Here is a 16,484-nt window from a genome sequence, read left to right on the forward strand (position 1 = left end):
TAACGCCCGCCGAGCCAGTCCGGTCGGCCGGGCGCCCAGCCGCCGAAGGCGGGAGCGGGCTCGACCGCGAACGCCGGGTGCTCGTCCAGAAATGCGGCGATCATCGCCTCGTTCTCTTCCGGCGAGAACGTACAGGTCGAGTAAACCATCAAGCCCCCCGGCTTCAGCATGCGGCCTGCCTGCCTCAGCAGCGTCCGCTGCATCTCGGCGTATTTCTCCGGCCAGTCCGGCCGCCAGACTTTAGCCATATCCTCTTCCTTGCGGAACATGCCTTCGCCCGAGCAGGGCGCATCGATCAGAATCTTATCGAAGTAGCCGGTGAACGCTCCTTCCAGCTTCGCCGGATCTTCATTCAACACGACGGCATTGCGTATGCCGCTCAGCTCAATGTTTTTCACCAGCGCCTTCACCCGGTCCGGATGCACATCGTTCGCGACGATCAGCCCGGCTCCTTGCAGCTTGGCCGCAAGCTGCGTCGTTTTTCCTCCCGGCGCGGCGCATAAATCCAGCACCCTTTCGCCGGGGCGGACGTCCAGCAGCTCAGCCGGAGCCATCGCGCTCGGCTCCTGAATATAATACAGCCCTGCATGGTAATGCGGATGCTTTCCTGGCCGCCCGTCTCCTTCCCGGTAGTAAAAGCCGGTTGCCGCCCAGGGGACCGGCTCGAGCTCCAGTCGGGTCAAGCCGCGAAACTGCTCTACGGACAGTTTGAGCGTATTGACGCGCAGGCCGTAATGCCGCTCCTCCCCATAAGACGCCAGAAAGGCCGAATATTCGGCCTCCAGCAAGCCTTCCATTTTTTGTTTAAATGCTTCCAGCAGCATCGGCTCCGTCATTGTCGTCACTCGTTTCAGTTAATCTGGAAGAAATAGATTTTATCGCCATCCGCCGCCTTGTGGTACCGCGACATCCAATGCCCGTTCAACCACGCGAACTCTTGATTATCCCAATTGTACTTTTTATAATTCAGGGCCGCAACGACGAGATCCGGCCGCGTGAGCGAACTGACGAACACCCGCTTGCCCGGCTCGTCGGCGAACAAGACGAGGTCCTCCTCCGGCAGCACGATCGGCCGCTTCGTCTTCCACTTCGCCCTGTAAAAGGTCCGGTCCTGCATATTGACGAATACTTGCTCGGCCGCCGTATCGCTCCCGCCGTCCGTCAGGACGCTGCCGAACGCCATGTCCTTCAGCTCCCACCCGTCGGGCACCTCCACCTGCTGGAGCGGCTGCATCGTTCCTGTCTTCAGATCCCCGAGCAGCCACGCGGTTGTTTTCTTAACCACAGCCGCAGTTCCGTCCGTTGCCGCTGCCCGCACCAATTGAAATTGATGCAGCAGCACCGTTTTCCGCTCCTCGCTGTAGCCTCCGAATTCCAGGTGCTCCTTCGAGCCTTTCGACAGGCTGAACCGCTTGATTGGATTCCCTTTCAGATCAGCAATCTGCACGCCGGACGAAGCAAGCAGCGTTCGTTTATTCCCGGCTAGCGCCAGCTCAGGCTTCCGGTCGTAGGTCCAATTATAATAAATCACCTTCCGTCCCGCATCCATCCCCGCGTCCACATATCCCGGTTCGGCCGCAAACGGCTGCCTGGCTCCCCCGGTATTCCAATCGATCCACCATAGGTCGCCTTGAAAACGGCCTGTGGCATAGAGCCCTACGCCCGCTTCCGGCGCCAGCAGAAAGCTTTCTCCGTCCCGCACGGCCTCGGAGGCGGGAACGATCCGGGCCTGCGCTCCGGTCTTCAAGTCGTAGCTTGCGATCCCGCTTCGCTCGTCACGGACCAGCACATGCCGCTTATCCGGCGCAAGCTTGGCTTCCAGCACCGCCGGCGCGGTCCGCCCGTTCGATTCTTGCCGGTACAGCTCCAGGAGCGGCGTCGCCGTGCGCTGCTTCATCGAGAAGCGGTTGAGATAATATACGAACTCGTTTCCTTCGTTTTTCACGGTCGTGTATACAAACTCGTCTTTATTCATAAACCCGCACAACCGGGTCGAACGCCGGAGCACGTCTTCGTCCGTCCCCGTGATCTGGGCAATCGGCGCGCTCTCGGCCAACTCGCTTTGCGGGCCCATCCACAGCGCATCGATCTGGGAGCTGCTCCCGCTATCGCCTGTTTTGCTGCGCTGAACAAGATATAGCATCGTGACGCCGTCCGGTGCAGCAACCTGCTCCAGTACCCGCCCTTGTTTTACTGTTGCCATAAACCCTTTGTTTATTTTGGATCGCACGATCTCCAGCGCTGAAAAGCCGGACGCAGAATTTTGGATGCGATAGGCATCCGGATCGGAGATCACTTTGGCCTTTTCCCCCGGCGGTCCAGTTTGAGCGGGAGAGACCGAAGGCTGCACGGCCCCGGCGTTCCAGAACATAGCGCCCCATACCAATCCGCCTAGCAGCAGCACGCCGCCCACTCCAAGAAACATGGCGTTTTCCCGCTTGCCGAGAACTTCGATGATGCGTTTCATAGTCTTACGTTCCCCCGCCATTCTCTTGGACGTCCCTAGTCTACCCATGTATTCCACGCCAATGTCGAAAATCCTTCAATTTTATTGTATGATAGGAGGAGGAAACTTTGCATAAGTAACGAATGTTTTTAGAGTGACCATTTATCTCGGTAGGAAGAGGGGAATCATGAAAAAGTTAGGTATCTTTTTAGCCATTATCGTCGTTCTATTCGGAGCTCTTTATTTTGTCAATCAACAATCGAACCAGGCGAAATTCGGAAAGTACGCGAACAACGTATACGGCATTGCCCCGGACAAGCTGAATCCGGCCACGCTCGCGCTTCTGGACGATCCGAACTACCAAAACATCATTTTGCCTGACGCGCTCGACAAGAAGATCGCAGCGCAGGAAGACTTCTACTTGTATTATTTCGGTTCAACGTGCCCGCACTGCAAGGTGACAACGCCTGTGCTTATGCCGGTCGCCAAAGATTTCAACATCGACGTCAAGCAGTTCAATCTTGAAGAGTTCAGGGACGGATGGCAAAAATACAACATCGAAGCAACCCCGACCCTGATTTATTACAAAGGCGGCAAAGAAGTCGAGCGCCTCGTAGGCGAGCAAAAAGCCGAAACGTTCAAAGCCTTTTTCGAAAAGCATAAAAAGTAATCCTGCCGGCTGTCGGTGGACGCCCAAGGATACCCCGAAGCAGCGGATGCGTCCGCTGTTTCTTTTATTTCATTTTTTTCAAAAGGAGCTGTACAGCCCCTATGCAACCCAAACAAGCATCGCTGACCGGAAAATATATATTGATCGCAGTCGTCATCGTGCTGCTGTCGATTCTGATCTTCATAAAGTTCGCTCACGATTTGCAGAAAAACCAACTGGAGCGCTTTGACCGGACCTATATCGATTGGATTCAATCGCATATCAGTCCTAAGCTGACCGTATGGATGAAGGGGATTACCGAGCTCGGATCGTTCCAGACCTTGTCCGTCCTGCTGCTCGTTAGCGTATCTCTGATGGTGTGGCGGAGGAAGAAGTGGGAAGCTCTCTTTTTCATGGTGGCCGTCACCGGCGGCATGCTGTTTAACCAGCTGCTGAAGCAAATTTTTGAACGGCAGCGGCCGATACTGCACCGGATCGTTGAAGAAACGGGCTACAGCTTCCCGAGCGGACATTCCATGGGGTCGATCGTCTTTTACGGCATGCTGGCTATGCTCCTCTTGATGTTCGTCAAATCTCCTGTTCTAAAGCTGCTAATTGCCGTAACGGCCGGTTGTCTGATCATCATGATCGGCGTAAGCCGCATTTACTTGGGGGTTCATTATCCGAGCGACGTAGCCGCCGGATTTGCCGCCGGGGCAGCATGGCTTACCGTGTGCGGGGCCGGGCTGCAAGCCGTTCTCGTCTCGCGCCGGTCCTAACGCCGGCATGGCAAGCCGCAGCATTCCGGGCTAATCCTCTTCATGCGGCTCCGGAGGATGCAGCCTAAGCTCTTCTACCAATGCCTCCAGTTCGGCGTCCAGAATGCGGATGTCCAAATCGTAGAAAGCAAACGGCAGCTCCTCCGCATGAGCCAGCTTGTTCAAGTACAGGCGGCTGTCATCGCGAAGTTGACCCAGATCGATCCCGAGCGCGTCCTCCGGGTAATTGTCCAATTTGTCCAAGGCCGCGGTAAACAGCTTGATCGACCCGCTCGTATTGCCGTTGCGGTAATGGTAAAGGCCCACTGCCACCTGCAGCAGGCCTTGGTACAACGGATGTCTGCCTTCCTCGAGCCAAAGCTCCTCCATCACTTCGTGACATTCGAAATAGTCGCGCGCCACGTTGAAATAATACACGAACTCTACATATAAACGATCGTATGACGTTGTCACCGTCTCGCCTCCGTTTCGATCGCCTCCAGCGGAGGCCCGGTGAATAACAGGCCGCTGGCCCGGCTTCACCGGACTTTTAGGCCAAGGAATTTTTCTTCGCCCGGTGAACCGCCTGATCCACCTCGTTCGACAGCTTCTTCAGCAGCCAGACGTCGTCCGTGTCCCACAGCTCGTTGAAGCGCATCTGAAACTGCGCGGCTTCCCGGACCCGTAGATGAAAGTAAAGCTCCTGAATGCCGTTCAGCACCCTGGTCACGATACTCGATTTGTCCTCAAACAGCTTCTGTGCTTCGACGATCTCTTCACGGATGCTGCTCATCTCTTGATCAAGCTGGTAAGCGGCTTCTGCCGCCCGGCTGAGCCGCGCGACGACATCCTCTGGCAAGCTTTCCCGGTATTTATAGTTCAGCGAATGCTCGATCGTCGCCCAGAAATTCATGGCCAGCGTCCTCAGCTGAATTTCGGCCAGCACGCGCTTCATGCCGAGCGCCGTCTGGACCCGGTATTCCACAATCATATGGTAGCTGCGGTAACCGCTCGGCTTTTTATTAGCAATATAATCTTTCTCATATAATAGCGTCATATCTTCACGGGCACGGATCAATTCGGCCAACCGATCAATATCCTCAACGAATTGACACATAATCCGAATGCCCGCAATATCTTCGATCCCGGTCTCGAGCTGATCCATCGGAACGCTCAGCCGTTTGGCTTTTTCCAAAATGCTGGAAGTCCTCTTAACCCGGCCGGTTACAAATTCGATAGGTGAATATTCATCTCGGCTTTTGAGCTCTGCGCGCAATGTCTTGAATTTGACTTTCAATTCCTCGACCGCCTGTTCGTAAGGCAGCAGAAATTTTTTCCAATCGCGTCCGTCCATTCCGTCGACCTCCAAATCTTTCTTGCCTTAATGCCCCGATCCGATCGCCTCCGATACGTTCGTAAATCCATCCTGCCGAAGCAATGTGCGAAGTCCGCGGTTAATGCGCTGCAGCACATCCGGTCCTTCATAGATCAAGCCGGTGTAGACTTCGACCAGACTGGCTCCCGCCCGAATCTTCGCATAGGCGTCCTCGGCCGTAAAAATGCCTCCCGATCCGATAATCGGAAGTTTCCCGTCCGTTAGCCGGTATACGGTTCGAATCAGTTCGGTGGAGCGCTCCGTCAACGGACGGCCGCTTAATCCGCCCGTTTCTCCCCGGTTCGCATGGCGCAGACCGTCTCTCGCGATCGTCGTATTGGACGCAATGATGCCGGAGACATGGCTCCGTACGATCGTTTCGACCATATACTCGATTTCCTGCGGCGTCAGATCGGGTGCAATCTTCACAAGCACAGGCTTCTCCCGTCCGCCGAAGCGGGCATGCTGCTTGTGGATCTCGTCCTTCACAGCCGCGAGCAGACGCGACAGGTCGTCCCCGTGCTGCAGATTGCGCAGATCCGGCGTATTCGGCGAGCTGATATTGACGACGAAAAAATCTCCGTACCCATATAATGCTTGAATGCAGGCGCGGTAATCGTCTTCCGCCTGCTCGTTGGGCGTCGTTTTGTTTTTTCCGATATTGATGGCAAGCGGAATCGTGCGCTGGCCTTGATTGCGCAAATTTCGCTTCATGCCTTCGATTCCGACATTGTTGAACCCCATCCGGTTGATGAGCGCCTCGTCCTCCGGAAGTCGGAACAACCGCGGCAGCTCATTGCCGACTTGCGGCTTCGGTGTCACCGTGCCAACTTCCATAAAGCCGAAGCCGATGTTCGAAAAACCGGGGACCGCTTTCGCATTCTTGTCCAACCCTGCCGCCAAGCCGACCGGATTCGGAAACCGGATCCCCCACAGCTCGCTCTCCAGCTCCGGATACGCCCGGACGCCCCACATCGCGCGGAGCAGTCCCCGTCCGCCAGGCAGCTTGGCAAACGTATGCAGTCCGTCGATAATGAGATGGTGCGCCTTCTCCGGGTCCATCCCGAACAGCACCGGCTTCGCGATTTTTTTGTAAAGCATGCTTCTGTCCTCTCCCCGCACGTGTCTCTTCGTTAGTCTCTTTTGACAGTTTAGCGCTTTACGAAACAAAAATAAAGGGGACAAGTCACAAAATCCTTACGACTTAAATCTATACATTATGTTAAAATATGCTTAATCCAATAAAAAGGCAGGGCTGAGGTCTATGCAAAAAAAGAAAGTATCCCCTTATGCACAGCGGAAAACAAAGGACGAGCCTAATAAGAAGCTGATCGTGTGGGTCGGTTCCATCTTCGGCGTCGTCATTCTCGGCATGATTGTTCTGCTTATTTTCAACCATTAGAGCTTGTTAGCGCTTTCTATCCTCTCGCACAAAAGCTTGGTCTTCTAATAAAGGCTATGGCAAAAACTAAAAATTCCCCGTCAAGGTAGGTTGAATATATTCCGTAAGAGTTTACGTCCGCCTTTGAAATCCGAAAAGATACCTTAAAATTCAATTCAATATTTTTCGGGTTTCAAGAGCGGCTGCAGGAATATATTCAACCGAATAACCAGGGGGATTCTTTCCCGGTTACTTCGCCACGGCCGGCTTGGACGACCAAGCTCCCTAATTCAACCAGTTGTACTTCTTCCCCGGATTCGTATCGACGCTTTGCGGCGGTACTCCATACGGTTCGGGGCTCCGCGATTCCTCCTTGGACAGTCCGCCCTTGCCGATCGTCACAGTCGTTCCGAGCGGCACCAAGTCAAACAGCTCCTCCACATCCTCCTTAGCCATACGGATGCAGCCTAGCGACTCGTCCTTGCCGATACTGGACGGCCGGTTCGTTCCGTGAATCGCATAATTCGTATCGGACAGCGTCATCCCGCGGCTCCCGAACTCTCCGTTCGACTTCCCGTTCGGATTGCGCACCTTTTCCGAGATGACGAAGCTGCCCTCCGGTGTCCGATCCGCTCCTAAGCCTACCGGATAATTGCGGACGACGATGTTGCCGCTGACGACCGACAGCCGGTGGGCCTGCTTATCGACAATAATTCGCATCGGCTCCGTCAAAGGCTTGGTCAGATTGCCCGTTCCGGGCGGCACGGAATTTCCGTCGGCGGCCGCAGGCTGCGCCCCGGCTTGCTTGAGCCATGCGCTCAGCTCCGCAGCCAAGGCTTCCTTGTCCCGGTCGAACGTTTCCTTCATATAGGGAGTCAGCCCCGGCAGCACGTTGTTCGGATACGCTTCCGTCAGCTGCGAAGCCTGTGCCGGCGCTTGCCCCGTACGCTGGATATAAGCCGCGACGGCGGAGCGCAGCACCAGATCCTGCTCCTGCTTCGTCATCCAAGCGGCCACAATGCTATCCGCCTTCTGCGGATCGGTTGGCTGGCAGCTGCAAGCAGCCGCGTCATGATAATTGATCTGCTGCTGCGCCGCATTTGCTTTCGCTTCGACGGAAAGCAGCGTCTCCGGCTTCTTCAGCCAGCTGATCCAAGCGGTCCCGTCGAGCGGAATCCCCCGGGCCAGAATCGCGTAGCTGCTAATTCTTTCCCGTAGAAGCATCTCTTGCAGCGCCGCGCCGACATTCGCCTGACTCTTCTCGCCGGCCAAATAATACACTTTCGTCTCCTGCAGCTCGGAGGAAGTCATCCCTTCCGGCAGAACGATAACCGGAGCGCTGGCGCTTTCTTCCGTCTTCTCGAATATACGCCCCAGCTCCGGGGCAAACAATACACCGGCAAAGGCGAGCAGACCGGCAACCATCAGGCGAACGAGCCGCTTCCGTCTGTTCTTTTGACGTTCCGTTCCCCAGCGATGGATCGGTTCGATTTCTTCGGGAGGCAGAGCCACCTTCTGATTCTCATACGCTTCATAGACTTCTCCGGCCTGCGCGTAACAGTATAGGGCTTTTCCCTTTTTCCCTTGCGCTTCATAATCGCGTCCGAGCAAGTACCACGCCATTTTATTGTTCGGATGCTCTTTGACGTATTTTTTTAAATATAACGGATCCTGTTTGAAAAAGAGCTGAAGCTGTTCTTCCGAATCCTTCAAATCTTTCGGTTTCACGGGACGCCCCTCTCTTTCCGCCTTCCTGCAAACTATATCGGCGGGAGAAGCGCTTTTCTTAATACTCTTGCGTCCTAGGCCGCACCGTTTCTTCAGCTGCAAACCTAGTCAAAAAGACCTATCCAGAGAAGTCCGCCTCTAAGAGCTTTCCTCGGAATAGGTCTCATTTTGTTGGCACTCCATATTACTTTGATAATTTCGTTTTGCTGCGTACAATTACCGTTCGTGTCGCCTCATCCCACTGAACGTCCATTCCGATTTCTTCGGCGAAGAAACGTACCGGTACGAAGGTCAAATTTTGCGAAATATACGACTCGACATCCGTCGGTTTGACGGTTGCTTCCTGTCCGGTTACCGCCCGCTTGATCCCGGTCTTTCCGATATACAGCTCGATCGTCCGGCCGTCCTTGGCGAGCTGTACGGCCCGGGCCGCATCGTCGAACGTCACTTTATAACCAAGCGCTTCCGTAATTGCCCGGATCGGAACCATCGTTCTACCGTTGACGATCTCCGGCTGAGCCTCGAACACGATCTGCTGCCGGTCCACGACGACTTTGACGGTCCTGTCCTTCGGAAGACCGTCCGGCAACCGATACAGACTGACTTCGCGAAGCTTGTTGTTGTAGGCGTCGGCCACCAATATCGATCCGTCGGCACGAACTCCGACATCCATCGGTCGGTGGAGCGCAGCGCTTCCTTCAATCCCGTCGGCATTTCCGGTTATGCGGTCGGCTGCCCCGGCAATGGTGCTGACTTGCCCGTCCAGCAAGTAACGAATCGCATGGTTCTGGCTGTCCGCGATGACAAGTCCGCCTTCCTCCGTCAAGGCAAGGCCCATCGGAAAGTTGAATCTCGCATCCGACGCGCTCCCGTCGGCGAAGCCTCCCTGAACGTGCAGCTCTTTGTTCGTTGCCGCCTGACCTCCGCCCGCCAGCGTCGTTACTTTCCCCTGCTGCAAATCGATATATCGGATGCGCTGGTTCCCGGAATCGCTTACGATCAAATTTCCTTTGGCGTCCAGCACAAGGGCGGTCGGCTCGTTAAATTTCGCGCTTTTCAAATCCCCGTCGGCAAAATCCCCTGCGGGCGATACTTGTCCGGGGAACAATTCTACGGCGCGGGACGACAAGGCGTTCAGCGTCTTGACTTCGCCCGAAGGCGATATGCTTCGGATCGCATGATTGAGCGAGTCCGCCACGTACAAGGTACCGTCGGCTGCGACAGCCACATCTGTCGGACGATAGAACAAAGCATCCTTCCCTTTGCCGTCCTTTCTTCCGAGCAGCCCATTACCGGCAACAGTGCTGACCTGACCGGCGGTATCGATTTTACGGATCGCATGATTTCCCGAATCGGCTACGTATACGTTGCCGTTAGCGTCGGCCGCAAGTCCTTGAGGCTCGTTGAAAAGCGAGGCATCGCTCTTTCCGTCTAACAGCGCGCCGACAGGGAAGCCTTTGCCGTCCTGTTTATAGGCTGCGCCGGCTAAGGTGCTGACCGTCCCCTGCGACAGCTTGCGGATCAGCTGATTTCGGGAATCCGAAACCAGCACCGTACCGTCCTTCAATACAGCCAATCCTCCCGGCATCCGGAAGGAAGCGGACGCGCCCGCTCCGTCCGCGCTCCCCAAGCCGCCGTTGCCGGCCAATGTCGTCATCTCCGTTAACGGTTGCCCGTTCTCGCCCCGCAGGGCGTCCTTCGACCACTCGGCGGCTTGCGCGCTTGATGCGCCAATCATGGCAGTCATCAGAAGCGACACGGCGATTCGTTTCGTTGCTTTCTTCATAGCTTGCTCCTTCCCGTACCCCGCACCTTACTTCGTGCCGACGCTAATCGATTGAATGTCTCTGCTTTCGTATACCGTATTCCCTTGTTTGTCGATGATTTTGATATAGCCCAGATCAACTTTGGCGGAACCGGAGGGCGAATCGACAACCGATAAAGGGACGTTTACGAGCAAGGTATCTCCGCTTAATTGAATCGGCTTTATTGCGCCGGAGCCCTGCGTTTCAAAGGCAGTTGCCGCGTAGATCAATTCGCTCCTGGAGGCGTCGCTTACCTGACGAAGCGTCTCTGCCGTTTGAGAGCCATAGAATACGGTGCCTGGAACAGACGTCAGGTCTGCCGGACCTCTGTAGTCCAGCGCAACCTTATCATAAAGCAAATGCGCTTCGACGGAATAGAACGGCGCAGCAGGCGTAAACCCTTTCATCGTCAACGCCACGTTGATCTTCCCGTCCTTGATGGCGCCGGCCTGCTCCAGACCTATTCCCAAAATATGAATCGGCGGAAGCGAAACCGGAACGCTTGCTGCGGAATCGCGGAAAGCCTGCACCGTTAAATTGTAAGTGCCGGGCTGCAGCGTCCGAAGCGTAACGGTGACTTCGCTATCTCCCTGCCCGTCCGCGCGTCCGACTTCCTCCGTGCCATTGAGCACACGGACGGTTGTCCCGGCAGCGGCTTTCACTTTAATTTGCACCGGATTCCGCACCGTCGCTTCTGCTGTCGGGCTAATCAACACGGGAGCGGAAGGACGGTCGTCCGTGGAACCGCCGCCCGAGCCGCTGTCGCTCCCGGAATCGGCTGGAGGCGTAGTCGGACGGGAGGATGATTCGGGCGCAGGCTGATTGGCGTTTTTCCTTTGGCTCTCCTCGAATTGTTTCTTTTCGTCCGCACTAAGCGTGCTCGTATATTGATCCGTCGCCTTTTGATCCGCTTCTGCAACGGCTTTTTGGTTTTGGTCTTGAATTCGCTGCCTGTCGGCTTCAATACGATCCAGCAAAGCCACCAGCTTGGCCTGATTATCGCGCAGCTCCCTTTGCTCCTGCTCATATGCGGTATTTTTGGGTTCCGCCTGTTTCTTTAACTGCTCCACTTCCGGATCGATGCCTGCATTTTTATCCAGGGCAGGAGGATTGTGAATATCAAGCTTTCTTGAGGCATCGGCCATGTTCGCATTGGCTTCGTCCACAGCTTTTTGAGACAGTTTCCCCGCGTCTACGGCCGATTTGGCCAGCAGGGACAGAAACCGGTCGAAATTGGTTGTGACGGCTTCCAAATCCGCCGGCGTACTGATCTTCAGAATCGAACGCCCGTCCGGTTTTCCCTCGCCTTTATCCAGATTTTCCTTAAGCTGCGCTTTAATTTTATCTTGTTCTTTTTGGATATCCCGGATGTTTTTGATAAAGCTTTCAAGCACTTTTTTATCCAGAACCTCGACCAATGCTTTGGGGTCGGCATACTCCGCTCGCGCTCTTGGGTCCTTATTCGGTCCGGAGGAGCTGAGCGCCACCTGCTGAGCCGGGTACACCGATACGCTTTCTGCATTCCGGGTCTGCTTATGATCCGCAGCGGGATCAGCTTCCGAAGCGGAGACGATCCCCGCCGCCACGGCCATCGTCGTTTCCCCCGTCTTCCAATTGACGGACGTCATAAAGTTCGTTCCCCTGACGCCCATAACCGCCGTCGGCGTCTCGATCTCGAATTCCTCCTCCGAGCCGATCAGAGACTTGACTTTCGCCCATAAACTTCCAGCCCAAGACTTCACCTTGGTTTTCTTGCCGCCGTTTTTTTCAACTAAATCGGATATGTATATCTCGGAATTTTCGCCGATTGTAATCTCATCCTCGCGGTCCACAACTCGCAGCACAACCGAGGAGGACGGACCGGTCACGATCGAATCGCCCTGGTTCAAATTCAAGTCCTGATACGCCGCGTAAGAGCGCGAGCCGCCCGATTTCTTGTAAGCTACATCTCCCGTTACTTCAACGACAGCCGCCGACCGGGATGATTTGGCATTCGCCGGGCTTGCGAGAGCTAAAGCGGCTCCCCCTTGAAACAGCATAGCGAAAACAAGCACCCAAGCCAAAGCCGGCTTCCGTTTCCGTCTATTGATCCGCACTGCGTTCGCCACAACAAAACCCCTCTCCGGAATCAAAAAAATCTATTCATATTGTAAGGTGAGAAACGGTATTATTCAACGAATTTTCGTCAAATCAAGCCGGAACGTCTTTCATTCCCATCACCTCAAAAAGCTTGAGCGGAACGCTCTTTCCTTTCATTAGCTTCTCCCCGGCAAATTGATAATCGAAAGCATGCTTCGTCAGCTCGTAAGTCGCTTCGGACACCAGGATCTGATTCGGCTGCGTATTGGACTCGATGCGGGCGGCCGTATTCACGTTGTCGCCAATCGCCGTATAGTCGACCCGCAGATAAGACCCGATATTGCCGACGACGACATCGCCGGTGTTGATGCCAATGCCGACGCTGATCGAAACGCCGTATTTCTCCAGCACCTCGGCGCGCACCCTCTCCATTCCCTTCTGAATTTCGTAAGCGGTTTTCACCGCGCAATATGGATGATCGGACACGTCCAGCGGAGCATTGTACAGGATCATCGCCGCATCCCCGATAAATTTGTCGATCGTGCCGCGGTTTTCAAGGGCCCGCTCCGTGATTAAGTTAAACATCATATTCAAGAAGTCGACCACTTCTTCGGGCTTCAGCTTCTCGGACAGCGGGGTAAACCCGCGGACGTCAAGGAACAGAACGGTGAGTTCCTTGCTGATCCCCCCGAGCTGGATTTCCCGCTCGCTGCTCGCAATCTCTTTGACCAGGTCGGGAGAAATATAGCGTCCGAATTGCTTGGTAATGTAATTTTTTTGCTTCGTTTCAAAATACGTTTTCATGGTCAGATTGCCAAAATAAGCAAGGAGCCCGCAAGTCACCGCATCGACAATGTCCAAATACTGCGAGTAGGCCGCGAAATACTCGTACTGTCCAACGAACAAAAGAACGACGACCACCATCGCAAATATCGCTCCGCTGATCGCCCGCAGCCGCCAAGTCACCCACCCGAGCAGCAGAACGACGAGAAGCGTAAGCGCAAAATCGATCCGCTTGTCCACAGGCAGCACGACCTGCTGCTTTAAAATCTGATTTAAAATATTCGCATGCGCATATACCAGATGCATATGTTTCTCCACAGGGGTAACGCCCTCGTCCGAGCCGGGGGCCGTATAGCCGACAAGCACAAGCCGGTCTTTGAACGTCTGAGGCGGCACGTCACCCTTCAGCGCTTTGGCGAACGGAATCGTTTCGAAATCGAATTCCTTTGCATCCCAACGGATCAGCATCTCCGACTTGGGACGGCCGTCCAATACAGGCAGGTTCAGATACCGGCTTACATCAACTCCGGCAAGCTGCGCCATTGCAAGCCCAAACGACGGATATACCCCTAGAGGCGAATCGATCTGCAGCCAGTGGGAGCGAATGACGCCGTCGCTGTCGTAAGCCGCATTGATATGTGATTTTCCAACCGACTGGCGGAAGGCCGGGATCGGTTCCGTTACCGAGCGGGCTGTCAGCAGCTCTCCTGCCTTCACCTTCATCGACCGGTCGAATTCATTTTCCAGGTTCGCATGGGATGGAATGACGATGTTGTTGTGTTTGGCCAATTCGTCGGCCAGCGCGCGGTCGCTTTCCGGCTTGTCGCTTTTGGAGTACAACTCGATATCGAAGCCGATCGCTTTGACGCCTGCGCTTTCCAGCAGCCGGATCAGCTCGGCGTATACTTTCCGATCCCACGGATAAGGCCCTACTTCCCGAATGGAGTCGGAGTCGATGCCGACGACGACAATATCCTCGTGCGGGGCTTGAGTCATGGTTTGCTTCACGTTAAAATTGTATAAACTGTCGGATAATACCTTAAGCGCCCCGGTCGTCAAAAGCACGACGCAGAGCAGCACGATAACCGCATTACCCGCGGCGATAACGCCGATCTTTCTCCATCCCTTTCTCATGAAAAGCCCCCTGTTTTTCTTGCAGTATCCGCTATCATCTTACCATAAAATCCCGGTACGAAGTTATTTATTTCAAGTCAGGCCGGAACGAAAAAGAGCCCGCTTCCACGGAGGAAACAGGCTCTTTGTTATGAAGCTATAGGTATTCGAGTATTAGTTAAAAGGAGCGTCTGCAACTTTGATGGAATCTGTCGGGCAGCCGTCCTGAGCATCCTGCAGATCATCGTACAGATCTTCCGGAATTTCGGTTACGCCTTTGTTGCCGTCGGCTTCGTAAATTACTTCTGCAAGACCTTCATCGTCGTAGTCGTAGATGTCTGGTGCCGTCGCTCCACAGGCACCGCAAGCGATACAGGTTTCTTTATCCACCCAAGTGTATTTTGCCATGTCTAATCTTCCTCCCTTGATTGTGTAACCACATCCTAAAATATAATATAAAAGCTTACAAAGTTCAAATAGAAAGTAGCGAACGATATGATACCGCTTCGTTATGGATTCCTCATGCGGGAGCGGATAAACTCGGCGACGGACTCTACGGCGTCCATAGAAAAGTAAGGAATGCCCGGCGCCGCGGCTTCTGCGAGCTTCCGGTCCGCGGCTATGCAAGCGATCGGGGGCGCAGTGAGCTCCTGCACGATCCGCGCCTGCTCCTCCGTCCGGAATACGGCGATTTTATCGTGCGGCTCCCGCTTGAAGCCTTCTATTAAAATCAGTCCGTAGCTTCCTTTTAACCGTTCGATCGTCTCCTGAAGCGTGACCGTTTTGCGTTCGTATGTTCTTACGGCATCCGGGGACAAGACGACGGCTGCCGATGCTCCGGACCGGATAAACAAAGTGGAATCCGCTGCGGGAGCTTCCTTATAATGCCCGTGCGCATCGTGTTTTATAACCGCAACCTTGACGCCCCGCTCCTCAAAATATGGAACCAACAGCGAAACTAGCGTCGTTTTACCGCTGTCAGAAAAACCGGCGAAGCCGATGATCGTCGTCAATAATCGTCATCCTCCAATCCTTTTAACCTAAGATGATCCATTTGCAGCGACGTGCCGCGTCTCTTGGTGTTGCGGATGAGCGTGGAAGGATCGTCGCCAAGCATCCCCGCAGTCAAAATCACGCCTTCGCCGTACTTGTCGCGGAGCGCATCCATCGCCTGATTCAGCTTTTCCTTGACAGGTTGCTTCTGATAGCTGAACAAGTCGAGCTGTACGGCAAGCTCCTGCTTGGCTGACAGATTCTGCAGCGTTACGCCGAGCAATCGCACCGGGAGCCCTTCCTTCCAATGAGCGTCGAACAATTGGCAGGCCGCCCGGTAGAAGTCGTCCGCGCTTTCCGAAGGCTCGGGCAGCTTCGAGGCCCTAGTAATCGTCTTCATATCGGGATCGCGTATCGAGATCTGTACCGTCTCCGCAACCAGGCCCTGCCGGCGCAGCCGCCGTCCGACTTGGTCGGACAAATTCAGAAACACCCGGTGGATATCGGCCCGGTCCGTATAATTCACCGGCAAGGTCGTCGCATGACCGATCGATTTGCTTTGCTCTTTATCCGGATTAACCGGCGAATTGTCTTCGCCGTTGGCCGCCCGCTTCAAGGCCGGACCGAGTACGCCGAACCGGTCGCTCAGCAGCCGCTCGTCGGCATTGGCGAGCTGGCCGAGCGTATGGATTTGCAGCCGCTTCAGCTTTTCGGCGGTTTTCTTACCAATGCCGAACAAATTAGCGCACGGATGCGGCCACAGCACGGTTGGCACGTCCCGTTTGCGCAGCACCGAGATGCCGTTGGGCTTTTTCATATCCGAAGCCATTTTGGCCAACAGCTTGTTTGGCGAGACCCCGATCGAACAAGGCAGAAGAAGCTCATCGCGAATTCGCTTTTGAATCGTTTCGGCGATTTCGAGCGGGGTTCCGAACATTTTGGAGCCGGTAATATCCACGTAGCATTCGTCTATCGACACCGCTTCGACGAGCGGCGAATATTCGTAGGCGATCTTCATAAACCGTCTGGAAAACTGCCTGTACAGGTCAAAATCGGGGCGGATCAAGATTAGGCCGGGGCAAAGCTTGTCGGCTTCCCGCACCAGCATCCCCGTCTTCACGCCGCGCGCCCTCGCTTTATAGGAGCAGGTAACAATAATACCTTTGCGCAGTTCTACGCTCCCGGCGACCGCAATGGGTTTGTCTTTGTATTTTTCGGGTTCTACCGCTTCATGCACCGAGCAATAGAACGCGTTCATATCGATGTGGAGAATCACTCTGCCGTTCACGGGATAGCCGTTGGCACTCCCATTTGTCTCAACCATGGCATCCGCCTCCCGTCCTCTACTTACAGCATAATTCGCCCGGAGTACCG

General features: G+C 54.8%; 15 protein-coding genes. 3 read left to right on the forward strand and 12 right to left on the reverse strand.

Annotated elements, in window-relative coordinates; all coding sequences use genetic code 11:
- Positions 1-836: RsmB/NOP family class I SAM-dependent RNA methyltransferase (locus PEL01S_RS00005; RefSeq protein ID WP_163767877.1), on the reverse strand; the 836-nt coding region annotated here is incomplete at its 3' end.
- A 14-nt stretch (positions 837-850) separates the two neighbouring features.
- Entirely contained in the window at positions 851-2,467 is a 1,617-nt protein-coding gene (locus tag PEL01S_RS00010) for a hypothetical protein (RefSeq protein WP_127458806.1), read from the reverse strand.
- Positions 2,468-2,633: 166 nt separating this feature from the next.
- On the opposite strand from PEL01S_RS00010, the gene PEL01S_RS00015 reads away from it, so the two are divergent.
- Complete coding sequence (locus tag PEL01S_RS00015; RefSeq protein ID WP_010491357.1) at positions 2,634-3,116, forward strand: thioredoxin family protein; 483 nt, start codon at positions 2,634-2,636, stop codon at positions 3,114-3,116.
- A gap of 101 nt (positions 3,117-3,217) precedes the next feature.
- A complete protein-coding gene (locus PEL01S_RS35035; protein WP_239551290.1) occupies positions 3,218-3,874 on the forward strand; it encodes a phosphatase PAP2 family protein in 657 nt (218 codons plus the stop codon).
- 30 nt (positions 3,875-3,904) lie between these two features.
- Here the strand turns inward: PEL01S_RS35035 and PEL01S_RS00025 are convergent, their stop codons facing one another.
- From PEL01S_RS00025 to PEL01S_RS00035, 3 genes are all read right to left on the reverse strand, one after another.
- Positions 3,905-4,327, reverse strand: coding sequence for a DUF309 domain-containing protein (locus PEL01S_RS00025; protein WP_127458807.1), 423 nt, complete (start codon positions 4,325-4,327; stop codon positions 3,905-3,907).
- A 76-nt stretch (positions 4,328-4,403) separates the two neighbouring features.
- Positions 4,404-5,207 carry a GTP diphosphokinase gene (gene yjbM / locus PEL01S_RS00030; protein WP_127458808.1) on the reverse strand — a complete coding sequence of 268 codons (804 nt, stop codon included), beginning with the start codon at positions 5,205-5,207 and terminating at the stop codon, positions 4,404-4,406.
- Positions 5,208-5,234: 27 nt separating this feature from the next.
- Entirely contained in the window at positions 5,235-6,329 is a 1,095-nt protein-coding gene (locus PEL01S_RS00035; RefSeq protein ID WP_127458809.1) for a quinone-dependent dihydroorotate dehydrogenase, read from the reverse strand.
- Between the two features lie 163 nt (positions 6,330-6,492).
- Here PEL01S_RS00035 and PEL01S_RS34305 point away from each other — a divergent pair, with 163 nt between their 5' ends.
- Positions 6,493-6,630, forward strand: coding sequence for a hypothetical protein (locus PEL01S_RS34305; protein ID WP_164824227.1), 138 nt, complete (start codon positions 6,493-6,495; stop codon positions 6,628-6,630).
- A 264-nt stretch (positions 6,631-6,894) separates the two neighbouring features.
- Here PEL01S_RS34305 and PEL01S_RS35535 read toward each other — a convergent pair whose 3' ends face one another.
- From PEL01S_RS35535 to PEL01S_RS00070, 7 genes are all read right to left on the reverse strand, one after another.
- Entirely contained in the window at positions 6,895-8,337 is a 1,443-nt protein-coding gene (locus PEL01S_RS35535; protein ID WP_127458810.1) for a L,D-transpeptidase family protein, read from the reverse strand.
- A 184-nt stretch (positions 8,338-8,521) separates the two neighbouring features.
- Complete coding sequence (locus PEL01S_RS00045) at positions 8,522-10,123, reverse strand: stalk domain-containing protein (protein ID WP_127458811.1); 1,602 nt, start codon at positions 10,121-10,123, stop codon at positions 8,522-8,524.
- Between the two features lie 27 nt (positions 10,124-10,150).
- Complete coding sequence (locus tag PEL01S_RS00050) at positions 10,151-12,250, reverse strand: FecR domain-containing protein (RefSeq protein ID WP_127458812.1); 2,100 nt, start codon at positions 12,248-12,250, stop codon at positions 10,151-10,153.
- Between the two features lie 82 nt (positions 12,251-12,332).
- Positions 12,333-14,138 (reverse strand): CHASE2 domain-containing protein, encoded by a 1,806-nt coding sequence (locus PEL01S_RS00055; protein ID WP_127458813.1) that lies wholly within the window; start codon positions 14,136-14,138, stop codon positions 12,333-12,335.
- Positions 14,139-14,291: 153 nt separating this feature from the next.
- Positions 14,292-14,525 carry a ferredoxin gene (locus tag PEL01S_RS00060; protein WP_010491381.1) on the reverse strand — a complete coding sequence of 78 codons (234 nt, stop codon included), beginning with the start codon at positions 14,523-14,525 and terminating at the stop codon, positions 14,292-14,294.
- Between the two features lie 101 nt (positions 14,526-14,626).
- Complete coding sequence (gene mobB, locus PEL01S_RS00065; RefSeq protein ID WP_063179650.1) at positions 14,627-15,130, reverse strand: molybdopterin-guanine dinucleotide biosynthesis protein B; 504 nt, start codon at positions 15,128-15,130, stop codon at positions 14,627-14,629.
- The gene (locus PEL01S_RS00070; RefSeq protein ID WP_127458814.1) at positions 15,127-16,434 is read right to left on the reverse strand and encodes a DNA polymerase IV; all 1,308 of its coding nucleotides are present in this window, start codon (positions 16,432-16,434) and stop codon (positions 15,127-15,129) included. The genes mobB and PEL01S_RS00070 overlap by 4 nt, the downstream gene beginning before the upstream one ends.
- Positions 16,435-16,484: the final 50 nt, after the last annotated feature.

Origin of the sequence: Paenibacillus elgii NBRC 100335, assembly GCF_004000865.1 — a bacterium.
In the GTDB taxonomy this organism is placed as follows: domain Bacteria; phylum Bacillota; class Bacilli; order Paenibacillales; family NBRC-103111; genus Paenibacillus_G; species Paenibacillus_G elgii.